General features: G+C 39.7%; 21 protein-coding genes, 1 tRNA gene and 1 riboswitch. Of the genes, 16 read left to right on the top strand and 6 right to left on the bottom strand.

The annotated features are described in order from the left end of the window. Positions 1-20: 20 nt before the first annotated feature. From ACO1PF_RS05070 to ACO1PF_RS05060, 3 genes are all read left to right on the top strand, one after another. Positions 21-398, top strand: a complete 378-nt coding sequence (locus ACO1PF_RS05070) for a CidA/LrgA family protein (protein WP_423190242.1) — start codon at positions 21-23, stop codon at positions 396-398. Between the two features lies 1 nt (position 399). Continuing rightward, on the top strand, positions 400-1,104 hold the full coding sequence (locus ACO1PF_RS05065; protein ID WP_423190241.1) for an LrgB family protein: 705 nt from the start codon (positions 400-402) through the stop codon (positions 1,102-1,104). Positions 1,105-1,279: 175 nt separating this feature from the next. Next, positions 1,280-1,388: riboswitch (NiCo riboswitch) on the top strand. Positions 1,389-1,523: 135 nt separating this feature from the next. Then, positions 1,524-3,413, top strand: a complete 1,890-nt coding sequence (locus ACO1PF_RS05060; protein WP_423190240.1) for a heavy metal translocating P-type ATPase — start codon at positions 1,524-1,526, stop codon at positions 3,411-3,413. Positions 3,414-3,486: 73 nt separating this feature from the next. Here ACO1PF_RS05060 and ACO1PF_RS05055 read toward each other — a convergent pair whose 3' ends face one another. Together ACO1PF_RS05055 and ACO1PF_RS05050 are read right to left on the bottom strand one after the other, a co-directional pair. Next, positions 3,487-4,104: a CadD family cadmium resistance transporter gene (locus ACO1PF_RS05055; RefSeq protein ID WP_423190239.1), complete on the bottom strand. Its 618-nt coding sequence runs from the start codon at positions 4,102-4,104 to the stop codon at positions 3,487-3,489. Positions 4,105-4,119: 15 nt separating this feature from the next. After that, complete coding sequence (locus tag ACO1PF_RS05050; RefSeq protein ID WP_423190238.1) at positions 4,120-4,485, bottom strand: ArsR/SmtB family transcription factor; 366 nt, start codon at positions 4,483-4,485, stop codon at positions 4,120-4,122. A gap of 280 nt (positions 4,486-4,765) precedes the next feature. Between ACO1PF_RS05050 and ACO1PF_RS05045 the strand changes: the two genes are divergently transcribed. The 9 genes from ACO1PF_RS05045 to ACO1PF_RS05005 all read left to right on the top strand — a co-directional run bounded on the left by ACO1PF_RS05045 (position 4,766) and on the right by ACO1PF_RS05005 (position 15,472). Continuing rightward, entirely contained in the window at positions 4,766-5,791 is a 1,026-nt protein-coding gene (locus ACO1PF_RS05045; RefSeq protein WP_423190237.1) for a Gfo/Idh/MocA family oxidoreductase, read from the top strand. 233 nt (positions 5,792-6,024) lie between these two features. Beyond that, on the top strand, positions 6,025-6,261 hold the full coding sequence (locus ACO1PF_RS05040) for a hypothetical protein (RefSeq protein WP_423190236.1): 237 nt from the start codon (positions 6,025-6,027) through the stop codon (positions 6,259-6,261). A 196-nt stretch (positions 6,262-6,457) separates the two neighbouring features. Further along, positions 6,458-7,306 carry a YtnP family quorum-quenching lactonase gene (locus tag ACO1PF_RS05035; RefSeq protein WP_423190235.1) on the top strand — a complete coding sequence of 283 codons (849 nt, stop codon included), beginning with the start codon at positions 6,458-6,460 and terminating at the stop codon, positions 7,304-7,306. Between the two features lie 415 nt (positions 7,307-7,721). Then, positions 7,722-8,363: a hypothetical protein gene (locus ACO1PF_RS05030; RefSeq protein WP_423190234.1), complete on the top strand. Its 642-nt coding sequence runs from the start codon at positions 7,722-7,724 to the stop codon at positions 8,361-8,363. 111 nt (positions 8,364-8,474) lie between these two features. Next, positions 8,475-8,558 (top strand) — tRNA-Leu (locus ACO1PF_RS05025). Positions 8,559-9,515: 957 nt separating this feature from the next. Continuing rightward, complete coding sequence (locus ACO1PF_RS05020) at positions 9,516-10,649, top strand: exonuclease SbcCD subunit D (RefSeq protein WP_423190233.1); 1,134 nt, start codon at positions 9,516-9,518, stop codon at positions 10,647-10,649. Further along, positions 10,650-13,709, top strand: a complete 3,060-nt coding sequence (locus ACO1PF_RS05015) for an AAA family ATPase (protein ID WP_423190232.1) — start codon at positions 10,650-10,652, stop codon at positions 13,707-13,709. It begins immediately after the preceding gene. 64 nt (positions 13,710-13,773) lie between these two features. After that, positions 13,774-14,172, top strand: a complete 399-nt coding sequence (locus ACO1PF_RS05010; protein WP_423190231.1) for a RidA family protein — start codon at positions 13,774-13,776, stop codon at positions 14,170-14,172. Positions 14,173-14,290: 118 nt separating this feature from the next. Then, the gene (locus ACO1PF_RS05005) at positions 14,291-15,472 is read left to right on the top strand and encodes a M20 family metallopeptidase (RefSeq protein WP_423190230.1); all 1,182 of its coding nucleotides are present in this window, start codon (positions 14,291-14,293) and stop codon (positions 15,470-15,472) included. Positions 15,473-15,551: 79 nt separating this feature from the next. On the opposite strand, the gene ACO1PF_RS05000 is transcribed toward ACO1PF_RS05005, so the two are convergent. Next, positions 15,552-15,944, bottom strand: coding sequence for a hypothetical protein (locus ACO1PF_RS05000; RefSeq protein WP_423190229.1), 393 nt, complete (start codon positions 15,942-15,944; stop codon positions 15,552-15,554). Positions 15,945-16,257: 313 nt separating this feature from the next. Here ACO1PF_RS05000 and glyA point away from each other — a divergent pair, with 313 nt between their 5' ends. Beyond that, positions 16,258-17,478, top strand: coding sequence for a serine hydroxymethyltransferase (gene glyA / locus ACO1PF_RS04995; RefSeq protein WP_423190505.1), 1,221 nt, complete (start codon positions 16,258-16,260; stop codon positions 17,476-17,478). A 617-nt stretch (positions 17,479-18,095) separates the two neighbouring features. On the opposite strand, the gene ACO1PF_RS04990 is transcribed toward glyA, so the two are convergent. Then, positions 18,096-18,911: an AraC family transcriptional regulator gene (locus ACO1PF_RS04990; RefSeq protein WP_423190228.1), complete on the bottom strand. Its 816-nt coding sequence runs from the start codon at positions 18,909-18,911 to the stop codon at positions 18,096-18,098. Between the two features lie 161 nt (positions 18,912-19,072). On the opposite strand from ACO1PF_RS04990, the gene ACO1PF_RS04985 reads away from it, so the two are divergent. From ACO1PF_RS04985 to ACO1PF_RS04975, 3 genes are all read left to right on the top strand, one after another. After that, the gene (locus ACO1PF_RS04985; RefSeq protein WP_423190227.1) at positions 19,073-20,566 is read left to right on the top strand and encodes a PTS transporter subunit EIIC; all 1,494 of its coding nucleotides are present in this window, start codon (positions 19,073-19,075) and stop codon (positions 20,564-20,566) included. A gap of 99 nt (positions 20,567-20,665) precedes the next feature. Next, a complete protein-coding gene (locus tag ACO1PF_RS04980; RefSeq protein ID WP_423190226.1) occupies positions 20,666-22,165 on the top strand; it encodes a glycoside hydrolase family 32 protein in 1,500 nt (499 codons plus the stop codon). Positions 22,166-22,169: 4 nt separating this feature from the next. Next, on the top strand, positions 22,170-23,849 hold the full coding sequence (locus ACO1PF_RS04975) for a glycoside hydrolase family 13 protein (protein WP_423190225.1): 1,680 nt from the start codon (positions 22,170-22,172) through the stop codon (positions 23,847-23,849). Between the two features lie 601 nt (positions 23,850-24,450). Here the strand turns inward: ACO1PF_RS04975 and ACO1PF_RS04970 are convergent. Together ACO1PF_RS04970 and ACO1PF_RS04965 are read right to left on the bottom strand one after the other, a co-directional pair. Further along, positions 24,451-25,119 (bottom strand): haloacid dehalogenase type II, encoded by a 669-nt coding sequence (locus ACO1PF_RS04970; protein ID WP_423190224.1) that lies wholly within the window; start codon positions 25,117-25,119, stop codon positions 24,451-24,453. Between the two features lie 61 nt (positions 25,120-25,180). After that, positions 25,181-25,618, bottom strand: coding sequence for an OsmC family protein (locus ACO1PF_RS04965; protein WP_423190223.1), 438 nt, complete (start codon positions 25,616-25,618; stop codon positions 25,181-25,183). Positions 25,619-25,669: the final 51 nt, after the last annotated feature.

Raw genomic sequence — 25,669 nt, 5'->3', positions numbered from 1 at the left:
ATATTTAGGAGGAAACTAGTGTGAAACAGCTGAAACAACTTTTTTGGATTTTATTATTTTCTTTCATCGGAGAATTTCTATCGCTCATCAGTCCCGTCGCAGTCCCGGGCAGTGTGATCGGCATGGTTCTGCTCTTTGTCGCATTACATTTTAAATGGCTTAAATTGAATCAAGTAGAAGAAGTCGGAAATTTTCTAACTGACAACATGGCTATCTTCTTTGTACCTGCAGGCGTAGGCTTGATGACTAACTTCAGTATATTAGGAGATGTCTGGTGGCAGCTGCTTTTAACTATCGTGGTTACAACCACATTGATGCTCGGATTTGTCGGTTTAGTGGTGCAGTTTATGAAAAGAAAAGCAGAAGCCTTATCAAAAGACAGTAAGGAGATGACATAGCATGCTAGAAACACTTTCAATCAACCCTTACTTTGGTATTATTGTATCCTTTTCTTTTTTTCTGCTAGGAACCGTGCTGCACAAGCGCTGGCCTATTCCAATATTTACGCCACTCGTCTTTGCTATTGTCGGTATCATCTTATTGCTGCTTATAGCGGATATTCCTTATGGATCCTATAATGTAGGTGGCCGGTTCATCAATTTGTGGATCACACCAGCTACAGTGGCTTTAGCAATCAAACTGGAAAAGAACTTTGGTTACCTGAAAAAGTACTATACGGCGATTTTATCCGGGATAGCTTTAGGGGTCGTTTTCCACACGATCATTTTGATCATGGTCAGTCTTTTCTTCCAATTCAATCCGGATATGGTGGCGACGTTATTCCCTAAATCCGTAACCACAGCCATTGCTTTAGGCGTTTCGGACTCGATGGGCGGGATCGTATCTTTGACCGTCGCGATCGTCGTTTTCACCGGTGTCCTTGGAACGATTGTAGGACCACCTGTTTTTGCTTTACTTAAAATTACTGATCCTGTAGCTCAAGGCGTTGCGTTAGGGTCGAGTGCGCATGCAATGGGAACGGCAAAAGCCATTGAACTTGGTGACGTCCAGGCGGCAATGTCCGGTTTATCTATCATTTTGACAGGGATCATTATTGTCATTTTGGCTCCGTTTGCCATCGAGGTTATTCAAGTCCTTTTCTAAGAGAAAGATGCTTGTTTAATGTGGTTTTTACTATTTTTTTGTAAGTAATAGCTTGACCACTAAAAAAAAATGTGCTATTATGATAACATCTTCACAAGACGAACAGAAATTTATGAGTAAAAAAATCATCACTTTAAAAACTGAATATGAGCGCATTGAATATCAATTAGTATATTGAATGTGATTTGAACAGGCGGTGAACGCATTAAACGGTTCATGCGGCCGGGCTGCAATCTTTGCAGCAGCAGAATATGTATATCTTAGGACATATCTGTGGGACAGTTAATTCTGTTCTACGGGTATGTCCTTTTTTTATTGTGATTGTTTAAAAAAGGAGGGAAACGACAGAGTATCTCGCATTCCATCATGTGTTCATTAAAGCAGTTTCAGCTATAATAAAATGAAAGAAGGGTTTTGAAATGATAAATTATTTAACAAAAAGCAGACAGGGGCAGTTCTTAATTATAGGTATTTTATTCACAGCACTGGGATTTGTCTTTATGTCCATTAACGACGGATACAGTACAGGGCTGTTTTATGCCGCGATATTTTTTCTGGGCTTCTATGCGGCAAAAGATGCTGTCGTTGAAACGATTAGAGAAAAGTCGCCAAACGTTGATTTGCTGATGATTTTAGCTGCAGTCGGCGCAGTTATTATTAATTACGAGTCTGAAGGAGCTGCGCTGCTGTTAATCTTTGCAACGTCCGAAGCACTGGAAGACTACGCAAACAATAAGTCGACAAGTGCGATCTCTGAATTGATGGCTCAAGTACCGGAAACGGCTCAGGTATTGAAGGAAAACGGAGAAGTCGTTACCGTTCCAACGCAAGAGCTGGAAATTGGCGATACGGTCGTTGTCACAAAAGGTGCACAGATTCCAATTGACGGAATCATTGATCGGAAAGCCGTAGTCAATGAAGCGGCTTTGACGGGGGAAGCCATTCCAGTAGAAAAAAATAAAAAAGACGAAGCGTTTGCGGGAACGATCAATGAAGGCAATGTTTTCCATTTAGAAGTGAACAAATCGAATGACGAAACAGTCTTTTCAAATATTATTCGAATGGTTGAGGAGGCCCAGAGCAGACCGTCCCGTATTTCCAAGTTTATTGACCGCATTGAAAGCAAGTATGTAATCTCCGTACTGGTCATCGTTCCGGTCTTTATCTTCATTCTATATTCGGTGATGAATGTTCCCTTCGAGGATGCTTTCTACCGAGGCATGGTCTTTTTGACCGTCGCCAGTCCATGCGCATTAGTCGCTTCTGCCACACCGGCAACGTTAAGCGCAATCAGCAATGGGGCGAAAAATGGTATCTTGTTTAAAGGTGGTGCCGCAATGGAAGCCTTGAGTACGATGGATACCTTATATACAGATAAAACAGGCACACTGACATACGGTGAATTCAAAGTTGATGATTACAGCGTACCGGATACCGTCTTGAAAGAAATTATTTATATGGAGCAACAGTCCAGCCATCCGATTGCCCGGGCCATTGTTTCGGCGTTCAAAGAGATTGATTTGAGTACTGTCAATCATGAAGAGGCCATAAATGAAATTGCCGGTTCCGGTATTCAAAAAGGCAGTATACGTGTCGGGAAACCAAAAGCTTTCAGTGATTACGAGAAGTATGATCATTTCCAGAAATACTTCCAGAAAGGCAATACTATTATCCTGGCAGCGCAGGATAACGAGGTTGTCGGTTACTTTTCACTCAGTGATCAGATACGTACCCAGTCCGCTGAGGCGGTGGCTAAGTTCCAGAAAGAAGGAATTAAAGTCACACTCTTAACGGGAGACAATGAAGAAGTGACGGCCAATGTAGCAAAAGTTGTCGGGGTCGATCACTATAAAGCGTCCATGCTGCCCGAACACAAGATCGATTTCGTCTTGCAGAGTCAGAACAAAGAGGAAGTCGTGGGAATGATTGGGGACGGAATCAATGATGCGCCGGCTTTAGCGAACGCAGATATTGGTATTGCGATGGGGAGTGGTTCTTCTGTCGCGATGGAATCTTCCGATGTCGTTGTCGTCAAGAATGATTTGTCTAAATTATTTTATAGTTACAAGTTGAGTAAGAGACTGAACACCATTATTTTCCAGAATGTCTTTTTCTCTATCAGCGTGATCGTGACATTAATTGTTCTTAACCTTTTTGGTGTTCTCGGACTACCGCTGGCTGTTCTGTTCCATGAAGGATCAACGATACTCGTTATTTTGAACGGACTGCGCTTGATCGGTTCGAAACCTGCCATGGAGGAAGCGGACACTTCCTATCAGTCTGTTAAAGCGCAAAGTGTTGGAGACTGATTTAACGGCATATAATAATAGGAAGGCCACTAGGACTGTAAAAACAGTCTCAGTGGCCTTCTTTAGTTTGAATTTAGTTGATCAGATAGAAGAGGGTCTGGATAGTACCGTTTTCCAGCATGATAAAAAATCCCAGACCGATGAATACGATAGGAACAATTAATCGTTCATATCTTTCTAATGTCTCAGACACAAAAGATATCTTTGCCAGTCGGTAACTGATGTAGCAGAGAAGTGAAACAGATGGAATAAATACGGCTAAGGCAATGATTATTTCTGAAGTAGAAAGAGAAGCAAAGTATGGAATGTAAATCCCTAAGTTGTCGCCACCTGAAGCAATCGTGATCAATGCTACAGTCCAAAATAAACGATTGGATTCTCGAGAGCTAATTTTTTCGACGACTTCTTCCTCATTCTCTTCGTCTTCTCCGTTTAGAGCCGCCCGGATCCCCAAGTAAATGGGAACAAGTCCAAGGAAGCCAATGATCCAATCTTGAGGGATCAAATTCAAGACATAGGCGGCAAACAAACTTACGGCCACTAAAATGCCCGTACCGAGATACTGGCCCCAATAGATATGGGTGATGCCTTTTTTGGTGTGACTTTGAGAAAAAATGATCAGCAAAATAAATAAATAATCAATGCTGGTGGAAATATAAACGGCTATGGCCGAAAAAATGGTTTGTATCATGAAACGTTCCTCCAATTAAGATTCTAATGTCGCGTTCTCAGCCAGTTCCGATAAAGAACGTATGACAGCGGACACTTTCTCATCTAGAAGCGAGTAATAGACAACTTTCCCGTCTCTTCTAGACTGAAGCATTCCGTTTTGCTTCAGGTAGCGTAAATGATGGGAGGCTGCAGCGTCACTCGCACCAAGTACAGCTGCCAAATCACAGACACACATTTCTTTAAAAGTCATCAGTGCGTAAAGCATTTTAATGCGTGACGAGTCGGCCAGACATTTACTCAATATCTGGATGTCTGAGAAATCTTTATCTTTGAGGTTTTCTTTTATTTTTTCAACTTTTTCAACGTGGATAATCGTGCAGTTGCAAACATCTAAAGACATCGAAGGACACCTCTCATTCAAATGTGTGTTTGAATGAAGTGTAGCAAGGTAAGTATTTACTTGTCAATACGATTCATAATCTGCTCCTGGTAAATATACTTTAATCAACTAGAGTAATTTTCATGGAATTCTACAATAGATTAGACTAATACTGTTTACTAGTGGGTGTACGAACAGATACAATAAGAAGTAGAAACTAGATATTATATCATCATATCAATCATTTGATTAATGAATGCATACCTTAAATCTGCACCACCAAATCACTGGAGGTTAAATCATGTTAAACATCGCTTATATCGGAGACGGGAAGAGTACGAACCGTTATCATATTCCTTTTTCCAGTCAAGTAGAAGAAATAACTATAAAGACCATTCAAGCCCGTTCGGGTCACAATGAGATGTGGGATGAAGTTCCAGGAGCTACATACGTAAAAGATGTAAAGGACATTTGGAATGATTCAGAAATCGATTTAGTCGTTATCTGTACTCCCCCACAAAGTCATTATAAATTAGCCAAAGAAGCGCTGATGAATGGGAAACATGCACTCGTTGAAAAACCATTTGCTGAAACATCTGAAGAAGCCAGAGAGCTCTTTGTATTAGCTGAAGAAAAGAATCTCTTTCTACAATGTTTCCAAAATCGCCGTTTCGATTCCGACTTTCTGACTGTTCAAAAAGTCATCGAAAGTGGTGTGTTAGGAGATATTGTTGAAGCGGAAATGCATTTCGATTACTTCCGTCCAGAAGTGCCGGAAAACGCAAAAGGATTCGAGCGCTTTGAAAGCTTTTTATATACCCATGCGTGTCATACGGTTGATCAGGTATTGTCTTACTTTGGCGATCCGCTGGACATTCATTATGACGTCAGACAGCTCTTAGGCGAAGGGCGCATGAACGATTACTTTGACTTGGATTTGAACTATGCCAATAATCTCAAAGTCTCGGTGAAATCCAGTTATTTCCGTTTGAAGGGACGCCCAAGTTTTGTCGTGTACGGTAAAAAAGGGACGTTTGTCAAAGAAACAAAAGACCGCCAGGAAGAACATCTGAAGTTGTTCTATATGCCGACTAACGCTGACTTCGGCCTTGATTTACCGGAACATTACGGAACCCTTTACTATATGGATGACGCGGGTCAGTATCATGAAGAAAAAGTCGTTTCAGAAGTGGGCAACTACAGTCTTATCTATGAAGGCGTTTATGAATCGATCGTGAACGGCAAGGAAAAAGTCGTCAAAGACGATGAAACCATCCGTCAACTTGAAATCCTTGAAGAAGGCATTCAAGAGATGAAAAATTATTAAGTAAATAATATGAGCTCTTTGTAAGCTAAAGACTCTTTTTTTGATTTTGATCTAAACGGGGAATTTTTGACTATGAAATTACGTCAGGTCAAACTTGGTGTACACATCAACAAAAGGTGTTCCGTTTAATTCATCAATCTACAGAATACCGACAAAGAGTTGACTGGTGGGTATTAAACATTTTTTAGTTGAAGAAAATGCTGTCATGAAAAGAAATATAAAAGGAGTGATTTATGATGTCTGAAAATGCTAAGCTGTATCATATTTTATCATGGGTCTGTCTATTCTTAGGATGGGGGATGGGATTAACCATCCTGGCTTTTCCATTGGGCATTTATCTGGCGAGTCAAGCAATGGAAGGCGGAGTGGATGCAGCTCTAGTGCGTAAGCTAAACTTCTGGTCATTGATAGCAGTTGTCATCATGATACTATTAGCCGTGTCGCTTGTATTAATATTTGTAGCTGCATAATACGGATCTCTAATTCTAATATAAGGAATAGAAGTATCCGATTCAGCTTCTATTCCTTTTTACATAAAAAATGATAATCGGCAGATAAGTGTATAAATTAAAGGATTCTAGTAATGAAAAATTCAGTTTTAATGCTATAAAACTTGATATTTTAAAGTGTTTTTGTAAATAATCAGCATATATTGGAGGAATAAACTTGGATACATTAACGTTTCATGACATGACACTGTATTGGTTGGATGGTGGTGTTGTCTCATTTGATGGCGGAGCGATATTTGGCGTGGTACCGAAACCTTTATGGAACAAGAAGTATCCAGCGAACGAAAAGAATCAGATCACCCATGCGACAGAACCGATTCTCATTCAGTATCAGGGAAAAAATCTCTTGATCGATACAGGTATCGGAATAGACAAACTTACCGAGAAACAAAAACGTAACTTTGGCGTTCAGGAAGAGTCTCGCATAGAAGGAAACTTGAACGAACTGGGCTTGTCTATGAACGACATTGATGTGATTCTCATGACCCACATGCATTTTGACCATGCCAGCGGACTGACGCGTTATGATAACGGCGAATTGGTGTCTACGTATCCCAACGCTGTGATCTATATGGCTGAAACGGAATGGGAAGAAGTCAGACACCCGAATATCCGGTCTAGAAGTACTTACTGGAGACAGAATTGGGAAGCCATCCAGGACCAGGTCGTAACGTTTGAGAAAGAACTGGAAGTCGTTCCGGGGATCAACATGTATCATACCGGAGGGCACAGCAACGGTCATGCGGTCGTCAAGCTGACACAAGACGGAGAAACGGTGATGCACATGGCGGATATCATGGCGTCATCCGCACATCAAAATCCATTATGGGTCATGGCGTACGACGATTACCCGATGGATTCCGTCTACGCTAAAGTGAAGTGGATGAAACAGGCATACCAGGACAACTACAAATTTATTTTCTACCACGATGCCTACTATCGTATGATCCAGTGGGACGAAAACGGAAAAGAGATCGTGGATCATTTGAGACGATCAAAAGGCTAATCTTTAGTCGTTGTTTAGCTTTAAATCATTTTAGTAATTGAAGATTGCATTCTTGCTCATGCAAGTGTCTATGAATAAATACTATCGTACATTATGAAATTCCAATAACAAAGAAGAAAACCACAATATGGTCTATTGTGGTTTTCTTCTTTGTTATTGGATCTGAAATAGTTTGAGAACGACAATAAATGCTGATGCTAAAGCTTCTCTTGCAGATGTCGTAACAACTTCGTAATCTTTGACTACATTTTTGTAATAAGTTAAAATGGTGTTACATAAGCAACAGGTGCATGCGGAACTTTCCTTACAATTTAATGGAAGCGCTATCAAAAACGTTGGTTACTTTACTGTCTATGAAAGCATTGATGAACTGTTTTAGTGGCTCTATTTTGGAAAAACTAAAGGAGGGAAAATAATGGTGAAATGGCATAAACTATTATTAATTACAGCAACCTTGGGATTACTTGCTGCCTGTGAAGAAGAGGGTTCCGTTGACGATGCAGAGGACGATCCAGTCACTGAAAACACGGAAGAAGAAGCAGAAGAGGAAACAGAGGAAGAGCTTGAAGAAGAGCCGACAACGAGTTTGGGCAAACGCAGCAACCCGGTTCCTTTGGGTGAGACGGCACAAATCGATGTCAGAATAATCGATTATGATGACGAAGACTTTGAAACTCAAGACGGGGTACTTGAAGTCACACTAAGCAACATCATTTCAGGGGACGATGCCTACGAAATGTTGCTTGAAGAAAATTCATTTGTCGAAGAAGCCCCGGAAGGGTATCAATGGCTGATTTTTGACGTTGAAGCAACATTGGTTGAAGGCCATGAGGATGTTGCTTATAACCCATTACCTATAATATCAAGTGTGTCCGCAAGTGGTGCAGAGTCACCGGACGGGTATTATACCACCATTGATGATGAGTTCGGCTATATTGATTTATATCACGGTGGGAGCGCATCGGGAAGACAATCAGCCATTGCACCAATAGATGAAGAATTTCTTATTAAATGGCATGAAGGCTTTGGGAGTGAAGTTTTCTTTGATGTTGAATAAAAGGTATGAGTGAAGAGGCTTCCCTTTGGGGGTCTCTTTTTTAGATAGTGTAGGTTATTTGATATATGTATTAACAAGACCTGCTTATTGTGCTATACTTATGGATGTTCCGGCTAGGTGGTGGAATGGTAGACACGCCAGACTCAGAATCTGGTGAGCGTAACGCTCGTGAGGGTTCAACTCCCTTCCTGGCCATTTTAAATACGGATTAAACGCATATTTCGATATGCGTTTTTTTAGTATAAGAAAGTAGAAGTAGTATCAATCAGAGTAGGGCTTTTGCTAACTTGAGTCAATTTTACAGGAAGATAGATGAGTGATATGAAAAAGCGTGCCCTTCACGGTAACTGAGAGTAGCCGAAGGTCACGCAATAGCACAAAGCGTGCCCTTCGCAGAAATAGAGAGCAGTTGAAGGTCACGCAAAAGCACAAAGCGTGCCCTTCACAGAAATAGAAAGCAGCTGAAGGTCATGCAATAGCACAAAGCGTGCCCTTCACAGAAACTGAGAGCAGCCGAAGGTCACGCAATAGCGCAAAGCGTGCCCTTCACGGTAACTGAAAGTAGCCGAAGGTCACGCAAAAGCACAAAGCGTGCCCTTCATAGGAGTAGAAAGTAGCCGAAGGTCACGCAATAGCACAAAGCGTGCCCTTCACAGAAATAGAAAGCAGCTGAAGGTCACGCAATAGCACAAAGCGTGCCCTTCGCAGGAGCAGAAAGTAGCCGAAGGTCACGCAAAAGCACAAAGCGTGCCCTTCACAGAAATAGAAAGCAGCTGAAGGTCATGCAATAGCACAAAGCGTGCCCTTCACAGAAACTGAGAGCAGCCGAAGGTCACGCAATAGCGCAAAGCGTGCCCTTCACGGTAACTGAAAGTAGCCGAAGGTAACGCAATAGCACAAAGCGTGCCCTTCGCAGGAGCAGAAAGTAGCCGAAGGTCACGCAAAAGCACAAAGCGTGCCCTTCATAGGAGTAGAAAGTAGCCGAAGGTCACGCAAAAGCACAAAGCGTGTCCTTCGCAGGAGCAGAAAGTAGCCAAAGGTCATGCAATAGTAAAAAAGGTAACAATCGCACAGCGATTGTTTTCTACCCCCATTACATCAGGAGACTATTTTGATATACTGGACCTATTAAGAAAATACGGGAGGAAAAACATGAGGATCTTACATACGGCAGACTGGCATATCGGAAAAATCGTCAATGAGTTTTCAATGATTGAAGATCAGGCAGTGGTGTTACATGCTTTGGTTGAAAAAGTGAAAGAACTGGATGTGGATGTTCTGATCATGGCGGGGGATTTGTATGACCGTGCGATTCCTCCCAAAGAAGCCGTGGTCTTGGCTACCGCTATTTTCAACCGACTCATTCAGGAAGCAGGCATTCCGGTCCTAGCGATCGCCGGGAACCACGACAGTAATGAACGATTGGAATACGGCGCTGAACTGCTGGCTGGGAGTCAATTATATATTGAAGGAACCGTTAAAAAAGACGTGAGAAAAGTGACAATCGATGGCGTGAACTTTTATTTGCTGCCATTCGCTGATCACGTCACGATCAGACAGATTCTTGAAAATGAAGAGATCAAAGACCTACAGGATGCGACGGGTGCGCAGATCGAATCAATCAAAGCGACCATGAATCCAGATGAAGTGAATATCCTGATTGCCCATGGGTATATCGTGAACGGCGTGAAAGACTCGGTCGAAGCATCTGATTCTGAACGCCCGTTGAGTATCGGGACCGCTGAATACGTGGATGTCAATCTGTTCGATGCGTTTGATTACGTGGCACTCGGGCATTTGCATAAGGCACAGAAGGTCAAGACAGACCGTGTCAGGTACAGCGGGTCACCGCTGAAATATTCAAAATCGGAAACCCGTCATAAAAAACAGCATGTCCTTATAGATATTGATAAAGAAAAATGTGACATTGAAATGATCGAGATCAAACCGGAACGAGATATGCAGGTACTAAAAGGCTCGTTCGAAGAACTGATGCAAAACGAATCAGAGGATTACATTTTCTTTGAACTGGAAGACAGAAACTATGTGATGGATGCGATGAACCAGCTGCGTCGCCGTTACCCTTACGCGATGGGATTGGAATATACCAGTCAGAAAGAAAGTCGCGAATCCAGTCAGGTAACGAAGCAGGAAGCCATTGAAAAACGCAATCTGTTCGAGCTGTTCGGTGATTTTTATGCTGAATACAAGGCGAACCCCCTGGATGACAATCAGAAGGAAGCCATCCATCAAACATGGGATCAGGCTCTGAAAGGAGAGAAGTAGATGCGTCCGTTAAAATTAGTGATGAATGCCTTCGGGCCGTATAAAAATAAAGTGGAAATAGATTTCACTGAGTTCACCCAGTCTTCTCTCTTTTTGGTGAGCGGACCAACCGGAGCCGGTAAAACAACGATTTTTGATGCCATCGCTTACGCCCTGTTCGATTCGGCCAGTGGTGATGCGCGCGGGAAAGACTCGTTCAAATCAGACCACGCGACCGATAGTGACTTGTGCTATGTTGAACTGGAATTTCAATTAGGTAAAACGATCTATACTGTCCGTAGGGAACCTGAACAGATGGGCCCCGGCAGACGAGCTAAACCCAGACAGATCAAATCGAATGTCGAATTCCATAATGGAAAAAGTGTGACCACGAAAATTGCAGAAGCGAATCAGGAAATTGAAACACTGATCGGGTTAACGTATGACCAGTTCCGTCAGATCGTGATGCTGCCGCAAGGGGCTTTCAAGAAAATGCTGGAATCCAACAGTGGTGAAAAAGAAAAGATATTCCGAAATATCTTTCAGACAGGTATTTACGAACGCTTTCAGGACGAACTGAAAGTGAAGGCAAAAGTATTGGCCGATGAACGTAAAGGTTATGTACTCGCTCTGCAGGAAGCCTTTAAACGCATCAGCAGGGACGAGAATGAACCGCTGGAAAAAGCGATCGAACAGTTCGACGTGCAGACGGTGTTGAGTGAACTGGAACAGCTGATTCACGCGGAAGCAGAAGCGTTAGGGAAAGCGAAAACTGAACTGTCTCTTTTACAGGATAAGAAAGTCAAACACACTAATATGATTGAAATGTTAAATAAAAAAGAAACGCTGGCAAAAGAGAAACAGGAGCTGGACGTGAAGGCAGAAAAGGTGTCTCAGTATAAAGAGCAGCTAGACCAGCACCAAAAAGCGCAAATACTGGTTCAGGCTCAGGCCAATCGAGATGAAACACGAACTGAAAAAGAAGAGAATCAGCAGGCCGTTATCCGTTTGACGGAAAAACAGCAGATTTTACAGGAAGAACTCAACGAGCTGGATGAAAGCTATCAGGCCATTTTAAAAGAATATGACAAGCTGGATGATGCAAGGAAAGAAATTCAGGGTTATAACGAAGAATTGAAACGATTTGAAACGATCAAAGAACAGGAAACGCGTCTCGCTGACTTGACTAAACAGGAAAAATTGACCGAGTCAGAAAATGAACGCTTGTCCAACCAACAAGCCGGATTAAAGGCCCAATTGAAAGAATTGAAAGTCACATTAACGCAGATCAGTCAGACGAGAGAACGATTGACTGAAGATTATAAAGTGTTGAGTGCGGCCAAAGAAGAACAGTCTGACTTAAACCACCGATTAAAAGCACTCACAGAAGTTTGTCAGTGGCGGGACCAAGGGATCGAACTGAAGAAAGCATTCAGGGAATCAGAACGCGACCTCGGCCAGGCTATAAATGAATGGCAGCTGGCTAAATCCACTTACTTCGGTCAGTTATCTGTCGTACTGGCAGGCGATCTGGAAGCGGGCGAACCGTGTCCAGTCTGCGGGTCGACCGAGCATCCCCAGAAAGCACATGCACAAGCAGAGGATGTCACAAAAGAACAGGTGGATGCTTTAGAGAAGACAAAAGAAGCTGTTGAATCGGAGTATAACCGGCTGGTGAGTCAGTCGGAACACCTTTATGAGCAAGTGTCTGAGCGATGTGAAGCGCTAGGCGTCTTACCGGAAGAGGCATCAGCTGAGAAGGATGCAGTGGCACAAAAAGTGAATGAAATGAAAGTAAACGTAGATACATTAAAAGCAGAGATCGAAAAGAAAGAAAACCTCGTGAAACAGGAAAGTTCTCAGACTAAACAATTCGATGATTTACAGACACAAGAACGTGACGTTTCCGAAGTGTTATCTAAAAACGGTTCTAAAATCGAGGCGATAGAGGCACGACGAAAAGAAATCAGTGAGGAAACAGCTGAGCTGAAAGAAACGCTGACCTTCGAGTCAAAAGAGCAAGTGACAAGTCTCTTACTGACAAAAGAAAAAGCCATAAAAGAGACCGAAAAAATGGAGAAGATCACGCGGGAAAAACGTAATATGCTTAAAAATACCCTGTCTTCTACCGAAACAGAATTGAACTTGACGGAAAAACGAGTCAGTGAGCTCGGTAAAAAAGAAGAAAAACTGGCACAAACCTTCAAAGAAAGACTGGAAGCAAGTGAACTTGGAGAAAACTTTGCCACTTATGTATTAGAGGACAAACTTGTTTCAGAAATGAAAGAAGCTATCCAGACGTATGGTGAAGTGAGAGCCATACACCAAGACCGTGTCAAAGAAGTCACTGACTTTCTCGCAAAAGCCGATGATATGTTGACAAAAGCAGAGCATGAACAAGCATTATCCGAAATCGAAGAATCTCTACCTGAGTGGGAACAGAAACGGGATGAGCATGTCCGCTTGACCAGTCAGAATCAGGGCGCACGAGACACCATCAAGCAGTACCAGGCACAGAGCGAACACATCGAAGCAGACTATCAGCTGTATGGAGAACTGTCTCGCTTGGCAAGTGGCGCAAAAGAGACGGACTACATTTCTTTTGAACGGTTTGTTTTAGGCATTTACTTTGAGGAAATTCTGGACGCGGCCAATATGCGTATTTCAACCATGACGAATAACCGCTATGAATTACACCGGAAAATCGAGAAAGCCAAAGGGGCCGGTCCTCAAGGTCTGGACATCGATGTCTTTGATCATTACACTGGCAAAACTCGGGGTGTCAACACGCTGTCCGGTGGCGAAACCTTCAAAGCTTCGTTGGCCTTGGCTTTGGGGCTCAGTGATGTCATACAAAGCCAAAACGGCGGCGTGAGCGTCGACACGCTCTTTGTGGATGAAGGGTTTGGAACGCTCGACTCGGATTCGTTGGACATGGCGATCGAAACCTTACTGGACCTGCATGAACGCGGCCGACTGGTGGGAATCATTTCGCACGTGGAGGAACTGAAAACCCGTATACCGTCACATATTATCGTTGAGAAAACCTCCACCGGCAGTCATGCGTATATACAAGCTTAACGCATGTATAACTAAATATAACTAAGTAAAACCTAAAATAACTAATTATAAAGGAGCAAATCATATGACTAAATCAGAAAAACAGGTAGTGAAATCAGCAAAAGCACCAGCAGCAATCGGACCGTACTCTCAAGCCATCACCTTTGGGGACACAGTATATGTTTCCGGACAGCTGCCTATTGATGCGGAAGCTGGAAAAATCACTGCAACAACTACGAAAGAACAGACGAGACAATCTCTCAAAAATATCGAATATATTTTGGCTGAAGAAGGCTTGGATCTGTCAGATGTACTGAAAGCGACGGTCCTGTTGAGTGACATCGGGAACTTCCAGGAAATGAATGCCGTCTACTCAGAATTCTTCAAAGAACCTTATCCGGCACGCATTGCGTATGAAGTTGCGGCACTACCAGCTGGCGCATTAGTGGAAATCGATGTCATTGCGGGCAAGTCAGCCAGATAAGCACAGATTAGTAAAAATCAGGGACTGCAATGTTCTCCTGACCATTTGTGATTCTCGTTGTTTCTATCAGTGTTTAAGACTACAATAAAAGTTAAAATTAACTAGGGGGAGATCAAGAATGACGAAACAATGGGGAGACCGGATCGAGACGCTGATCGATGAATTGCGTCCAGAACTGCAGGAATTAAGTGAATACATTTATGAGCATCCGGAATTGGGTCACGAAGAGGTGAAATCTTCAAAAGCGCATGTAGATCTTTTGGAAAAACACGGATTTGAAGTGGAGTACCCCTACTTAGGTATCAGCACCGCTTTTAAAGCCGTTTATAAAGGTGGAAAAGCCGGACCGACACTGGCGTACCTATCAGAATACGATGCATTACCGGGAATCGGTCACGGGTGCGGACATAATATCCTCGGGGCAACAGATACGGGAGCCGGCATCGTCTTGTCGAAACTGGTGGATGAAGTTGGCGGGACCGTTATCGTTCTAGGCACACCGGCTGAAGAAACGAATGGGGATAAAGTCACCATGGCAGATGCCGATACATTCGACGATGTCGATGTGGCCTTTTGTACGCATCCGTCTGACAAGAATTATGCGAGCGGGAAATCGATGGCGATGGAGGCAATCGAATTTCGTTTCTACGGCAAGACAGCTCATGCGGCCGCTACACCTTTTGAAGGGAAGAATGCACTGGAGGCCTGTATCAATTTCTTTAACAGTGTCAGTACCTTGAGACAACAGCTTCGTCCGACTGCACGTGTACACGGTGTGATCAAAGAAGGCGGCGAGGCGGCCAATATCATACCTGATTACACGCGAGCTGAATTCTATGTTCGCGCCATGGATATGCCGTATTTGAATGAGTTGAGAGAAAAAGTGATCCGCTGTGCTGAAGCAGGTGCTTTAGCGGCTGACTGTAAAATGGAATGGAGTCATTACGAGGCTAGTTACAAAAACCTCATCACCAATGAAACACTGTCTGCTTTATATAATGACAATATGCACTCGTTAGGTGTAGAGATGGTTACAGAACCACGCGAGTCGATGGGGTCGATGGACATGGGGAATGTCAGCCAGGTCGTCCCGGCGATCAATCCATATTTTGAAATCACCAATGGAAAATCAGTATCGGGTCACACAACAGAATTCAGAGAGTGCACCCTGACTGAAGAAGCGTATGAAGCGATGGAAAAGACGATTGCCGGCTTAACCTATACAGCATTGGACTTGATTACAGACTCAGAGAAACTGCACCAGGTGAAGGAAGAATTTTTAAATAACGTTAAAGTATGATCATGTAGCCATAATAAATATAAGCAGTGAAAAAGGACGTGTATTTTTTTGAGAATACATGTCCTTTTAATTATAGCTATCATTCTTTTATACTTGAGGGAACCTTTATTAGAGAGAACGATTTAAAAAATGAATAAACACCAAAGTAAATGATTAATGCAAGAATGAGAATGATCCCGGAATCGATTCTGTCGAAATAGGTTATTGTAGCGGGTAAAAGGACTAAAAAAATCATTAAAAACCAATGAGCCCACGGTGTGACACTTAGACGAATCTGATCACCTTCATATACTTTTAGAGTATTACTTTTACCACCAAACTGAGAAACCTTTAGTAAGGCTTCGTTGCCAGGGACGTCAATTTCTTTTTTTTCTCCTGAAGTAATGGTATCAACTTTTTCACCATTTAAATAAATATGTAAACGTGTAGATCCTCTGAAAAAAGCACTTTCTCGCAGAATTGTGACTGACATAGAATCCTCCTCATAAATATGTGTTTGTAATAGATGCAAAAGTATATCTGTTATATTACTATAACAGTAATAACGAACAGTTTTCAAAATAATCTGAGATATATAATCATAGTACAAATGATACATGTGTAGGCTCTTTGAACTAGGGAGAGTTTGAAATCTACAAAAAAGTCCATAAGCAACTAACTTGTCATTAAGATAATACAAACGATCTCAAATAAATGAAAGAAGTTAGTCATTTTTTTCTCCAAGCTATGCTATACTTCAATTGAATAATCGAATAAGAAGGAGTGGACGGACATTGACAGAAACCATGTATGACCAAGAAGTATTTGAGGCTATCGCGTTAGAGAAAAAACGTCAGGAAGAGAATATTGAACTAATTGCGTCGGAAAACTTTGTTTCTCAAGCAGTCATGGATGCACAGGGAAGTGTGTTGACGAATAAATATGCAGAAGGCTATCCTGGTAAGCGTTACTATGGCGGATGCGAATTCGTTGATGTCGTGGAGAACCTGGCAATTGACCGTGCCAAAGAACTGTTTGGTGCTGAGTATGCGAATGTTCAGGCACACTCTGGTTCTCAGGCAAATACGGCTGTGTTTCAGACCTTCTTAGAACCCGGTGATACATATATGGGGATGGACCTTAGCCATGGAGGACACTTGACACACGGCTCTCCAGTGAATTTTAGTGGGAAACTCTATAACGTCGTACCCTATAAGGTTGACAAAGAAACGGAAACAATCGATTTTGACCAAGTTAGAGAACTTACTTTAGAGCATAAACCGAAAATGATCATTGCAGGATACAGTGCTTATCCAAGATCCATTGATTTTGCGAAGTTCCGTGAGATCGCTGATGAAGTAGGGGCTATTTTAATGGTCGATATGGCGCATATTGCCGGCTTGATTGCTGCAGGTGAACATCCCTCTCCTATTCCTTACGCAGACGTCGTCACCAGTACCACGCATAAGACTTTACGTGGACCAAGAGGCGGTCTGATTTTAGCGAAAGAAAAATATGGAAAGAGATTGAACAGTGCAATATTCCCAGGAACACAAGGGGGGCCACTTGAGCATGTCATTGCTGCAAAAGCAGTTGCATTCAAAGAAGCCTTACAACCTGGATTTAAAGGGTATGCCAAACAAATCATTGCCAATGCCAAAGCGATGGCTGAAGTGCTTGGACAATCAGATGGACGCTTGATCAGTGGTGGGACAGACAATCACTTATTATTGATGGAAGTGACTGATTTTGGACTGAACGGAAAACAAGCAGAAGCCCTACTGGACAAGGTGGGCATTACAGTAAATAAAAATACCATACCCTTTGAAACATTAAGCCCATTCAAAACAAGCGGTATTCGTATAGGGACACCGGCAATCACTACTCGAGGATTTAAAGAAGAAGAATGCAGAAAAGTTGCCGAATTGATCATAGCTACACTGAAAGCTAAAGATGATGAAGAGAAATTAGCAGAAATCAAAAAATCCGTTCGTGAATTAACCAAACGTTTCCCATTGTACACGTAAGTCTTGCGGGAGATACAAAAACGAGCGGTTCCGTCCGATTGTACAGAATTATTTTGAAGACAAAAACATCTAAAAAGCTTGCTTCGGTACGATATCGAAGCAAGCTTTTTTTATTGGCATATTTTCTCATAGATAAATTCACTGTTCGAGTATTTAAAACCTTTAAATTCGAGTCTTTTGTGTAGTCTTGGATCTTATCGGACGTACACAAACAGTTAATACCGATTAAAAATAAAAACACGTCTTTTTTGGCCTTTTTATTGCGTCTCAAAAATAATGATAATACTTTCACTCTGCGCCCCATTCTTAATAGTTGTACATAATAGGTCATCGAAATGGTATCTCATTTTACAAAAGAGATACACAATTTTATTTGATTGAATGTATTTTATTACGACGGCGGCCCAATTAATCCAGTCAAATAAAAAATCATTCTCAGCATACTCAAGATGTATTCCTAACATAGAAAAAATAGGCGTGATAGCGAATGACCTAAATCCATATTATCATCGATGAACTCGATATGGCGGGAAATTATTGCCATCAAAATGTTTCTGTTTTGAAAAAAACCACCTACATTGATCGTCCACGTCAGACGATTCATAATCTGTTTACTTTTATAATGATTGTCTATATTGAGTAGGAGTCATCTGTACATTTTGTTTGAATATTTTTGAAAATTGCTGAGCATCGTCGTAACCAACTGATTGTGCGATTATCATAATAGGATGATTCGTGTTAACAAGAAGATCTTGAGCTTTACTAATTCGTACTTTAGTCAAGTATTCTTTAGGGCTAATTCCTAATTCTTGTTTAAATAATCGATGTAAATAAGTGCGGTCAATAGCTAATGAATTGGCTACTTCAGATATTCCGATATTTGATTCAAAGTTGTTGCGTATATATTGTAAGGCTTGTGTAAATAAAGTGCTTTTTTTACTTTGTTTATTTTTTTCTTCTTTGTTTGGAAAAAGTACACTAAGATGATAAAGGATTTCTAACAGTTTTACATTTAAAAGTAAGTCATTGTCTTCTTTTATTAAAGTGATTTCCACTATCTCACTTAAAATGTTTTTAATCATAAGTGCTTTTTTAATATCGAAAACTGGATTACTACTTGAAATCGAAGTTCTTTTCGAGTAATCATCAACTAAGTCACCCCTAAAACCAATCCAATAAAATGCCCAGGGAGTATTTTCGCTCGCTTCATATTTTATAATTTTATTAGGTTCAATGAAAAAAAAATCACCTTCTTTTAAATGATATTTTTTATTATTGCTTGTAAATATACCACTTCCTGAATGGACATAATGCAACATATAACCACTTCTTACAGTGGGTCCATAAATATGCCCTTTCACAGTAGATTCATATCCTCCAGAATATAAATATAGATGCTTGTTCTCATGGTGATTATTAAACAAAAAATTCATTGTGGTTCTCCTTTTCTAACAACATTAACTTTGTTGTTGTCTACATTTGTCTATTTAATTGTAGTCTAAAACACAGTAAGATAAAAGTATAAATAAAGGGATCAAAAAAATAAACAATAGTTTTATCGATAATAAAATTCCAAACTGGAAGGAAGATAAGGATGAAAAAGGAAGAACAGTATCTAAATATTTCTGAAGAAATTATAAAAAATATTGGAGGAGAGGAAAACATACAAGGAGTTGCTCATTGTGCAACAAGATTGAGGATTGTTCTTAAAAATAATGATCAAGTTGACATAGAGGCTATAGACAACATTGATTTAGTAAAAGGGATATTTGTAGCTGGAGACCAGCTTCAAATTATTTTTGGTTCAGGACTAGTTAATGACATTTATGAGGTATTCTCAAAACGGACAAAAATGGAAAATATGTCTTTATCTGATGTGAAAGAAAAGTCTTCTAAAAAGCAAAATCCGTTCCAACAAGCTCTTAAGTCTCTATCAGATGTTTTTATAGATATTATGCCTGCTATTTTAGCTGCAGCTTTGCTAATGGGATTGTCAGGTTTACTAGGACAACAAGGACTTTTTGGGGAACAGTCAATCGTTGAGATGTATCCTGGTTTAGCTGGAATAAATAGATTCATCGGTATTGTTTCTTCAAGTGTCTTTGGTATGCTTCCTTTAATTGTTGTGTATTCTTCAACTAAAAGATATGGTGGTAGACCTATTTTAGGATTAGTGATTGGATCAGTTATGTTAAATAATAATCTAGCTGATGCATATGCAGTAGCGCAGGGAGCTGTCTCTCCAGATGTTATCAATGTTTTTGGACTTAACATAGGCTTGATAGGATTTCAAGGTGGGATTATTATTGCATTAATGATGGGTTATGTAGTAGCAAAATTAGATAACTACTTTGAAAGAAAAATACATAACAGCATTAAGTTATTGGTATCGCCTATGCTAACTGTTTTTATTGCATCGTTCCTATTATTTACAGTGGTAGGTCCTGTTGGAAGGATTTTAGCTGATGGAATAACTAGTGGATTATTATGGGCAACTCTAAACCTCGGTATATTTGGCTTTATGCTATTCGCAGGAGTTCAGCAAATTATTGTTATCACTGGTTTACACCATTTATTTGGTGCCATTGAGAGCCAACTCATTGTAGACACTGGTACTAATTTTATTAACCCATTAGCTTCAGTAGCTGTAGCTTCACAAGGAGGAGCTGTTCTAGGTTATTTATTATTAAATTGGAAAAACGAGAAAGTCAGAGAATTAACTATACCAGCTTTTATATCAACTCTGTTTGGAATTTCAGAACCGGCAATTTTTGGGGTAACGTTAAGAAATAAATATCCGTTTGTTGCCGGCTGTATTGCATCAGCTATCGCAGGTGGATATATATATATTAGTGAACTGACTTCTTTAGCGTATGGGACAACTGGGATTCCTGGATTTGCAATCGCTTCAAGTGAAAATAATGGCTATCTAAATTATTTGATTGTTCATTTAATTGCTATAAGCGGTGGAATAATATTAACGGTGTTATATGGAAAATTAATTTCCAGAGAATCTTTTTCTGCAAAAGAGAGTAACTTCAGTAAAGCTACTAATAAAGTCAGAGCGAAAAAATTAAAAACCGAATAGATATGGTGGAGAATGGTTGTATTGTTAGAAATGAGATTTAACTTATTAGGCTAATGAATAGAAATAAAAGATAATTATAATATATTGGTGGTTATGGCAATGAAGAAAAGCAACATAAAATATAGAAAATATCATGAAATCCCAGAAGAAATAATCCAACAGGCTGAAGAAAAAACAAAAAACAGTCCATATCTACAATCTTTTCATATTGAACCTAATAGCGGTTATTTGAATGACCCTAATGGATTTAGCTATTACAACGGAAAATACCATATGTTTTATCAATGGTCCCCTCTTAGATATTTAAAAGAGCCAGAAAGATGGTATCAAGGGTGGTATCATCTAGAGTCAAAAGACATGGTTCATTGGATTTCTGTAGGTGTTGGACTAGAGCCAGATACAAAGTTTGATAGTCATGGACCTTATTCAGGCAGTGCCATGGTCGACGAGGACAAGCTTCTTATTTTCTATACTGGAAATACTAGAGATAATAAAGGGATTAGAACACCTTACCAAATGATTGCTATTATGGACAAAAATGGAAAAATCCAAAAGTCTAGAATACCGGGATTCACTGGCTTAATAGATGGCTATACCGATCATTTCCGTGATCCTAAAATATGGAAAGAAAATAATACCTATTATGCTGTTGTAGGCATACAGAGGGAAAATAAAACTGGTGCATCCGTTATTTTAAAATCAAAAGATGCAGTTGAATGGGAATTAGCTGGAGAAATAAGAACGGACTATCCTGAATTCGGCTATATGTGGGAATGTCCGGATTACTTTAAACTACAAGGACAAGGGGTTTTACTATTTTCTCCACAGGGCTTAAAGGCTCAAGGTGCTCAATACCAAAACATTTATCAATCGGGGTACTTGGTAGGAGAAACACTGGATTTGGAAAATTTGACTTTTAATCATGAAAGTTTTCAAGAACTTGATTCAGGTTTTGATTTTTATGCAACTCAAACGATGGATACGAATGATGGAAGAAGAATATTAAGCGCATGGATGGGGATGCCAGAAATAGAATACCCAACAGAAGCATTCGGGTACTGCGGCTGTTTAACCATTCCTAGAGAACTTTCTTTAAAAAATAATGAACTACTGCAGACTCCAATCAAAGAGTTGCAAAAGTTACGTTGTGGGCATAGAAAAACCCAAGAAAAAATAGAAAAAGATAAAGTGTTTAAGTATGAAACAGGTTCTGTTTTTGAAATTGATTTAACAATAGAAATAGAAAATGCTAAAAGTATACAATTGTCTCTTCGTTCAGATGAAAAAATGAAAAAGAAAACAGTAGTATTCGTTAACCCTGTTGACAAAGATATCATTTTAGACAGAAGCAATTCAGGCAAACCTTTCGGCACTGAATACGGGACCACCCGAAAAATAGCTCAGAATATTTCCAATAAAATAAGGATGCGTATTTTTGTGGATAAAAGTTCAATAGAAGTGTTTGTGAATGATGGCGAGAATGTTGCATCTAGCCGGATTTTTCCTGGTGAAGACCAAAAATATTTGTTTGTTGAGTCTATAGGTGGAACGAGTACTATTAAAATGGATTATTGGAAATTAAGAAAACAAAGGGAGTAGAATAATGACAATAAGTAACGACTGGTGGAAAAAAGCAGTTATTTATCAAGTTTATCCGAAAAGTTTTAAAGACTCCAATAATGATGGAATTGGAGATATACCAGGGATTATTAGCAAATTGGATTATATTAAAAACCTTGGTGTCGATGGTCTTTGGATAAGCCCCGTTTATCAATCCCCTATGAAAGACAACGGATATGATATTGCGGATTATCGACAGATAGACTCTGTTTTTGGTTCAAACGAAGACATAGAAAAACTAATCAAAGAAGCCCATAAAAGAGAGATAAAAGTAATTATGGATTTAGTCGCCAATCATACTTCCGACCAACATCGCTGGTTCCAAGAGAGTAAGAAGTCGAAAAATAACGCTTACAGCGATTATTACATTTGGAAGGATTCAAAACCAGATGGAAGTGCACCAAATAATTGGGGATCTCGCTTTAAAGGAAGTGCATGGGAGTACTGCAAAGAAAGACAACAGTATTACCTCCATTATTATGCAAAAGAACAACCTGATCTTAATTGGGAAAATCCAAAAGTGAGAAATTCGATTTATGATATTATGCGTTATTGGGCAGAGAAAGGGATTGATGGATGGCGCTTGGATGTTATTACGGAAATTTCGAAATATACAGATTATCCTGATTATCAAACTAATTCTTCTCAACCTGTTGTTGGTTTCATGCACAGCAACGGACCACGTGTTCATGAATTTTTACAAGAAATGCATGAACAAGTTTTGGAGCCCTATGGCTTAATGACTGTTGGAGAAGCACAAGATTCAACGGCAAAATTCGCTTGTGACTATGTGGATTCAAAAAGAAAAGAACTTGATATGATTTTTACCTTTGAACATATGGAGATAGATGCAAAACAAAATAATCCTAATGGAAAATGGGAACTCGAATCTTTTAAATTGTCCAATCTTAAGAAAGTACTTAACGACTGGCAAATCTCTTTAGATGGATATGGTTGGAATGCATTATATTTTGAGAACCATGATAAACCTAGAGTTATATCTAGGTGGGGTAATGATACAACATACCGATATGAATGTGCTACAGCCTTTGCTACAATACTGCATGGGTTGAAAGGAACTCCTTACATTTTTCAAGGAGAAGAAATTGGAATGACAAACATTAAATTGCCCATAGATCAATATAACGATATTGAAATAAAAAATAATTACGAAGAATTAGTCAATAAAAACAAATCAATTTCGCATAAAGAATTTATGAAAGCTGTTTATCAAGTTGGAAGAGATAACGCAAGAACACCGATGCAATGGGACAATAGTTTAAACGCAGGTTTTACTAAAGGAAATCCATGGTTTAATGTTAATCCAAGATACAAAGAAATAAATGTAAAAAATGATTTGGCAAATAAGAAATCGATTTACTATTATTATAAAAACTTAATTCGTTTACGTCATGAAGAAGACATTTTGGCAGAAGGGACATATAAAATGCTTTTCATAGAGGACGAAGATGTTTTTGTTTATTTTAGAGAATTAAAAGGAAAAAAATGGATCGTTGTAGCCAATATTACTGAATTTGAAAAAGAGTTATTCATTCCACAAGTGGACAATGACATCCAAGAGAAATTAATCATTTCTAATTATGAAAATTCTAGATTAGGAGCTAATTTGAGACCTTTCGAAGCATATATATATGAACTTTAGATTTAAACCGGGTGTCAACTCAAGGTAGTCTAATAAAGAAGTTTTTCGTAGTATACTCAAGATGTATTTCTACCAAAAAAATAAAAGTGATCACGAATGAACTAGACTCAGACTAAAAAAGCGATGGCTGAAGTGCTTGGACAATCAGCTGGACGCTTGATCAGTGGTTTTACAGACAATCACTTATGTGACTGATTTTGGACTGAACGTTAAACAAGCGGCATTCGTATCGAAAAATCCGATCGTGAATTAACCAAACGTTTCCCATTGTACACGTAAGTCTTGCGGGAGATACAAAATCGAGCGATTCCGTCCGATTGTACAGAATTATTTTGAGGACAAAAACATCTAAAAAGCTGGCTTCGGTACGATATCGAAGCCAGCTTTTTTATTGATGCATTTACATAGATGATATCCCGTTTTTTAACGTTCGTAATGCTTGTACATTATACTGTATTAGATAAGGGTATAAAAAGAACCCTATTGGAGTAGGGTTCTTGACATGTTTTTAAAGTTGTTTCTGATACTATATTTTTTTATTTTTAACGAATTTCTTCAAAAGTTTTTTGAGGAGTTTTTAAAGCGATCAGTCTGTGATCAATCAGTTGAAACGCACAATTTCTTGGACTAATTCCACTAAGTTACTGATTGAGATATCTGGCTTCAAATAGTAAGGGTTATATTGATCTTTTTTGCGTTTAATGAAGGCTGTATTAAGTCCAGCTTTTTTAGCACCGAACAGATCCCAATCATGAGCAGCGACCATGACCGTCTCGGCTGCATTAATTTTTTCTTCTTTTAGCACATAATGATAAATATCTTTAAAGGGCTTATATCTTTCTACTGAGTCTACAGAATAATAAGCGTCAAATAAATCGATGAGGCCAGAATTATTCAACTGTTCCTCAACCATTTCATAAGAAGAATTAGTGACTGAAATAACTTTAATATCATGGTCTCTCAATACTTTAAGAGCTTCAGCTACATCGTCGTGTGCAGGAAGTTTTCTGAACGATCCTAGAATATCTGTTTTGATTTCATCAGTCAGTTCCTTGTCGCTCTCTAAAAAGACACTCTCCAACGCTGCTTCTGCAAGTTTTCCAAAATCAGTATAGTCATCCATACCGCCTATAACAGTAGACGAATGAAGAAGCTTAGAAAACCAGTACTTAAGAACATATTTATCTTCAAAATATTTATCGAAATTTTCTTTTAATACGCTCAAATCCAACAGCGTCTCGTTCATATCGAACAATACCGTTTTTATCATCTCTTCAGCTCCTTATATAATATGTTCATTTCGAATACGTTGTGTTAAATATGCTTCGTTTTTATTCTTTTGTCCAATTTGGGATCATTTCGACATCGGCAGCTTCTAATGATGTGAATATTGGACATCTTGAATCAACTGTTCTTTGTAATTCATTGAGACGCTCTTCAGATTCGCTTGTTTTCACGCGAGCATTTATTTTAACTGATTGGAAGTAGGGACGAACATCTTTATTACCCATCATGCCTTCTGGATTCATTTCTGCTCTTATATCAAATTCTATACCTTGAAGATCAAAATCCATTTCGGCTGCTGCCATATTAGCTATAGCATTCTCGCATCCTGCTAGGGAAGCTAGAAATGACCCCAGTGGATTAGCTCCTTCATCTTTTCCGCCCATTTGTTTAGGTTCATCAATGATGATCTGATGCCCTTTGGAATCAGCTATTGTTTGCATCCCTTTTGAAGTTGCTGTAATTCTTTCGATTTTTTTAGCCATTTTATTTTCTCCTATTCATGTTAGTTTGTTTGTTCATTCTATAAGTATTGC

Source organism: Alkalibacterium sp. f15 (assembly GCF_049389645.1).
Taxonomy (GTDB): Bacteria; Bacillota; Bacilli; order Lactobacillales; family Carnobacteriaceae_A; genus Alkalibacterium.
This window is presented reverse-complemented; position numbering and strand designations above follow the sequence as displayed.

What these genes read in the sequence shown, in the direction of transcription:
- glyA (WP_423190505.1), top strand. Translation starts at nt 16,258, where the DNA reads ATGTATGACCAAGAAGTATTTGAGGCTATCGCGTTAGAGAAAAAACGT.
- ACO1PF_RS05040 (WP_423190236.1), top strand. Translation starts at nt 6,025, where the DNA reads ATGATGTCTGAAAATGCTAAGCTGTATCATATTTTATCATGGGTCTGT.
- ACO1PF_RS05065 (WP_423190241.1), top strand. Translation starts at nt 400, where the DNA reads ATGCTAGAAACACTTTCAATCAACCCTTACTTTGGTATTATTGTATCC.
- ACO1PF_RS05005 (WP_423190230.1), top strand. Translation starts at nt 14,291, where the DNA reads ATGACGAAACAATGGGGAGACCGGATCGAGACGCTGATCGATGAATTG.
- ACO1PF_RS05050 (WP_423190238.1), bottom strand. Translation starts at nt 4,485, where the DNA reads ATGTCTTTAGATGTTTGCAACTGCACGATTATCCACGTTGAAAAAGTT.
- ACO1PF_RS05010 (WP_423190231.1), top strand. Translation starts at nt 13,774, where the DNA reads ATGACTAAATCAGAAAAACAGGTAGTGAAATCAGCAAAAGCACCAGCA.
- ACO1PF_RS05060 (WP_423190240.1), top strand. Translation starts at nt 1,524, where the DNA reads ATGATAAATTATTTAACAAAAAGCAGACAGGGGCAGTTCTTAATTATA.
- ACO1PF_RS05055 (WP_423190239.1), bottom strand. Translation starts at nt 4,104, where the DNA reads ATGATACAAACCATTTTTTCGGCCATAGCCGTTTATATTTCCACCAGC.
- ACO1PF_RS04980 (WP_423190226.1), top strand. Translation starts at nt 20,666, where the DNA reads ATGAAGAAAAGCAACATAAAATATAGAAAATATCATGAAATCCCAGAA.
- ACO1PF_RS04975 (WP_423190225.1), top strand. Translation starts at nt 22,170, where the DNA reads ATGACAATAAGTAACGACTGGTGGAAAAAAGCAGTTATTTATCAAGTT.
- ACO1PF_RS05015 (WP_423190232.1), top strand. Translation starts at nt 10,650, where the DNA reads ATGCGTCCGTTAAAATTAGTGATGAATGCCTTCGGGCCGTATAAAAAT.
- ACO1PF_RS04965 (WP_423190223.1), bottom strand. Translation starts at nt 25,618, where the DNA reads ATGGCTAAAAAAATCGAAAGAATTACAGCAACTTCAAAAGGGATGCAA.
- ACO1PF_RS04970 (WP_423190224.1), bottom strand. Translation starts at nt 25,119, where the DNA reads ATGATAAAAACGGTATTGTTCGATATGAACGAGACGCTGTTGGATTTG.
- ACO1PF_RS05030 (WP_423190234.1), top strand. Translation starts at nt 7,722, where the DNA reads ATGGTGAAATGGCATAAACTATTATTAATTACAGCAACCTTGGGATTA.
- ACO1PF_RS04985 (WP_423190227.1), top strand. Translation starts at nt 19,073, where the DNA reads ATGAAAAAGGAAGAACAGTATCTAAATATTTCTGAAGAAATTATAAAA.
- ACO1PF_RS05000 (WP_423190229.1), bottom strand. Translation starts at nt 15,944, where the DNA reads ATGTCAGTCACAATTCTGCGAGAAAGTGCTTTTTTCAGAGGATCTACA.
- ACO1PF_RS05045 (WP_423190237.1), top strand. Translation starts at nt 4,766, where the DNA reads ATGTTAAACATCGCTTATATCGGAGACGGGAAGAGTACGAACCGTTAT.
- ACO1PF_RS05020 (WP_423190233.1), top strand. Translation starts at nt 9,516, where the DNA reads ATGAGGATCTTACATACGGCAGACTGGCATATCGGAAAAATCGTCAAT.
- ACO1PF_RS04990 (WP_423190228.1), bottom strand. Translation starts at nt 18,911, where the DNA reads ATGAATTTTTTGTTTAATAATCACCATGAGAACAAGCATCTATATTTA.